Raw genomic sequence first — 3137 nt, 5'->3', positions numbered from 1 at the left:
GCGGTGGACCTCGGTCGCGCGGATCACGTCGTAGGCGGTGGCCCGGGTGCGTTCCCATCCGGCGTTCTCCATCGGCCCGTACTCGCCCAGTTCCAGGGAGAGTTGACCGTGGGTGCGGCGCCTGCCGCCGGCGGGGGAGATCTCGGTGCAGATGGGGGAGGCCCACAGGATGTCGGTGTGGGGCAGGCGGCGCATGTCGTAGTTGTTGATGTCCGCGCACAGGTGGTCGGCGCTTCGGTGGTTGGCGGCGTGGGTCTCGACCGCGCGCTGCCAGTGGTTGGCGGCCAGCCGCAGTTCCAGACCGGCGGCGACCAGGCCGGTGGAGGAGCCGCCCGCGCCGCAGAACAGATCGGTGAACGTCAAGCCCATGGGCTTGACCTCCCTTCCAGGGATCAAAGATCGAACAAAGTCGGCGCGTCCCCGCCCGGCACCTCAGCGGCCCGAGCGCGGATGCGGGTGGTGGCGGTGTGGCACTCCGGGCACCACGCCCGCAACGCGTCCGGCGGCAGCGTCACCGCGACGGCGGCCGGGGTGGTGGGGTCGGCCGGGGCGGCGATGAGGCGGATGCGGTGGCCGTGCCTGCTGGTGTAGGCGTCGTGCTCACGCGGGCACCGCCCCTCACTCTTGGCGTGCTCGTTACCGCACTCACCCGCGCACTGGCACCGGAAGCCCGCGGCCCGCATCACCGGCACCCACGCGTCGAGGGCGGCCAGCGGCTCACTCATGCCGCCACCTTCGCCCCGTCAGGACTGTGCGTGCCTCGGCGGCCGGCGCGGCGCCCCGCCACAGTGGCGAACAGCCGACCCAGGCCCGCCCGGCGCATCCCGGCCCGGGCTCGCTTCGCCGCGTACATGGCCTCATCCGCCCGCCGCAGCAACCCCGACAAGTCGTCGGCGGGGAAGTCGCTGGCACGCACCCAACCCAGCGAGACCGTGGTGCGAACGTCAGGGGCTTGGCCGTCGACGGAGCGGGCGAGCAGGTTGTGCAGAACGGCCAGCAGGTCACCAGCGGCGCCGTCCTCATCGATCAGGACAGCCGCGAACTCGTCGCCCCCAAGCCGCCCTACGACCCCGCTTCGGCCGACGTAGTGCGCCAGCCTCGCCGCAGTCGCCTTCAGCAGCGCGTCACCTGCCGCATGCCCGAAGGTGTCGTTGATCTGCTTGAACCTGTCGACATCGGCCAGCACGACGACCGCACCCGGCTTGCCCAGCAAGGCGGTTGCTCGGCGGATGAAGCCCTCGCGGGTGTGCAGCCCAGTGAGCGGGTCGCGGCGGGCGCTGTTCAACGCCCCGCGTAAACGGCGCACATGGGCGACCCAACCGACCACCGCTGGCAGGACGCCCAGACCGGCGGCGGCCACGGTGTCAGGGATCATGCCGCCACCTCCTCACCGATCGGTGCGGACGCGACCGGGTACATCGACAGCGCCTCGGCGCGTTCGGCGAGCAGCACGTCACGCACCTGCCGCGCCGGGGCGGAACCGCAACGCAGCGCCTTGCGCAGCGCCTCGGCGTTGATCTCCGTGTCCGCCCAACCGGCGCTGAGCGCGCGAGCCTCGGCCAGCAGCTCATCAGCGGTCCGCTGAGCCGGTGCGGCCTTCCTCCCCTTGGACTGCCGCTTACGCGGCGCCTTGGACGCCATCGACTCGTGATCCGGCTGTGGTGCGGGCTTCGCTTCCGGCTCGGGCGGAGCCTCGGGGGCGGGGTCCTGGTCGGTGGTGGGCACGATGGGGGACAGTTCGCCCATGCGCAGCACCACGCGGGCCCGCCGTGGTGTCTTCCACCGCCAGGCCCAGCCGTACCGCTCGCGCAAGTCCGCCCGCGCCAGCAGCCGTTCCCGCTCGCACACCAGCGCAGCGCTGTAGGAGGTGACCTCCCACAGCGCCATCCTCCGCCACAACGCGAACGTCGAGACCGGGGCCAGCAGCCACCGCGACCAGCGCACCTTCTCCATCCGCCGACCTGTGACCGCTCCGATCCGCACGGCGTAGACGTGTGCGCCGATCTCGGAAAACACCACCCACAGCAGCGGCATCGTCCCGTGCGCGACCCGCGCCGCCACCGTGGAACCGGCCGCCACGTTCAGCCCGCACGTGACCAGCGTCAGCACCCAGGGCACGAACCGCACCCACGCCAACGCCATGTCCAGCCGGATCAGCAGCAGATTGGCGATAGTGAACACCGGAATGGCCACGTCCACGCCCACCGGCAGCATCCACGGCGCCGCGAACCCCCACCGCGCCCCGGCCGCTGACACCGCGTCGAACGACGACAACAGGCCCAGCACACCGACCCCGGCAGCAGCCAGCGCACCGAAACCGGCAAGGCCAACTTCCGGCTTCGTCAGCGGGGGCACCGCCGCACCTTCGGTCATGTAGGGAGCGGTCATCCCGCCACCTCCGCCGGACGCCGCACGGCACCGCCGCGCCGAACCGGCCGCGAGGGCGAGGCAACCCGGCGCCGCGCGACCGGTCGAACCAGGGGGACGACGTTGAACAGCTCCGTCCCATGCGCCTCGATCACCTGGGCGACGATGCGGGCCACCTCGTCCGGCAGGTCGGGGTTCTCGGCGAGGATGTCGCGGGCGGCGTCCAGCCGGGCCGTTCGTTCCTGCTCGCTCTCGCCCTCGACACCGAGCCACAGTTCCGGCGGGGTGCCCAGGGCCAGCTCGATGAAGTCGTGCACTGAAGCGGCCGGATGGCCGCTGACGAAGCTACGCATGAAGACTCCTGCGTCGGAGGGACAAAGAGACGGAGCGACGCGGACGTTTGGTGAGACGACGGCGCTCCGCAACAACCCCGAGCCAGTGCGACTCGGGCAGTGCCCCGGGCCGGATTCGATCCGGCGCCCCTCACGGCTGATCGCCGGGGCTGATTGCGGCTGCAAGGAAGGATCAGACGGGGCGGAACACGGGGGCGTGTCCGTCAGCGGCCACCCCGCACGGTCGCGTCGTTCTCGCTGCGGCGGTTGGCTTCCCGGACCTTCTCCGACAGTTCCTTGCGGTCCTGCTCGGTCATACTGAGCAACACAGGTCCTCCCGATCAGGTCCTGTACAGCAGCGCCCAGGGGGCCTAAGCCCTGGGCGCTGCACTTGTTCGGAACCACTCCGGCTCCCCGCGACCTCGCCCGCACCGGCAC

5 protein-coding genes are annotated in these 3137 nt (G+C 71.5%); all 5 read right to left on the bottom strand.

Annotation, left to right across the window (positions count from 1 at the left end):
* The coding region (locus CK485_RS08215) for a DNA cytosine methyltransferase (protein WP_146214509.1) at positions 1 to 369 on the bottom strand (369 nt) is incomplete at its 3' end.
* 23 nt (positions 370 to 392) lie between these two features.
* Complete coding sequence (locus CK485_RS08210) at positions 393 to 725, bottom strand: hypothetical protein (protein ID WP_109448601.1); 333 nt, start codon at positions 723 to 725, stop codon at positions 393 to 395.
* On the bottom strand, positions 722 to 1375 hold the full coding sequence (locus CK485_RS08205; RefSeq protein ID WP_109448599.1) for a GGDEF domain-containing protein: 654 nt from the start codon (positions 1373 to 1375) through the stop codon (positions 722 to 724). The genes CK485_RS08210 and CK485_RS08205 overlap by 4 nt, the downstream gene beginning before the upstream one ends.
* Positions 1372 to 2388 carry a DUF2637 domain-containing protein gene (locus tag CK485_RS08200; RefSeq protein WP_109448597.1) on the bottom strand — a complete coding sequence of 339 codons (1017 nt, stop codon included), beginning with the start codon at positions 2386 to 2388 and terminating at the stop codon, positions 1372 to 1374. Before CK485_RS08200 ends, CK485_RS08205 begins: the two co-directional genes overlap by 4 nt.
* Positions 2385 to 2720, bottom strand: coding sequence for a hypothetical protein (locus CK485_RS08195; RefSeq protein ID WP_109448595.1), 336 nt, complete (start codon positions 2718 to 2720; stop codon positions 2385 to 2387). The genes CK485_RS08200 and CK485_RS08195 overlap by 4 nt, the downstream gene beginning before the upstream one ends.
* Positions 2721 to 3137: the final 417 nt, after the last annotated feature.

Source organism: Streptomyces sp. ICBB 8177, assembly GCF_003144095.1.
Taxonomy (GTDB): Bacteria; Actinomycetota; Actinomycetes; order Streptomycetales; family Streptomycetaceae; genus Streptantibioticus_D.
Note: the sequence above shows the minus strand (reverse complement) of the source record. Positions and strands in the feature narration are given on the sequence as shown.

Excerpts from the sequence above, each read along its gene's own strand:
- CK485_RS08210 (WP_109448601.1), bottom strand. The coding sequence starts at position 725 with ATGAGTGAGCCGCTGGCCGCCCTCGACGCGTGGGTGCCGGTGATGCGG.
- CK485_RS08205 (WP_109448599.1), bottom strand. The coding sequence starts at position 1,375 with ATGATCCCTGACACCGTGGCCGCCGCCGGTCTGGGCGTCCTGCCAGCG.
- CK485_RS08200 (WP_109448597.1), bottom strand. The coding sequence starts at position 2,388 with ATGACCGCTCCCTACATGACCGAAGGTGCGGCGGTGCCCCCGCTGACG.
- CK485_RS08195 (WP_109448595.1), bottom strand. The coding sequence starts at position 2,720 with ATGCGTAGCTTCGTCAGCGGCCATCCGGCCGCTTCAGTGCACGACTTC.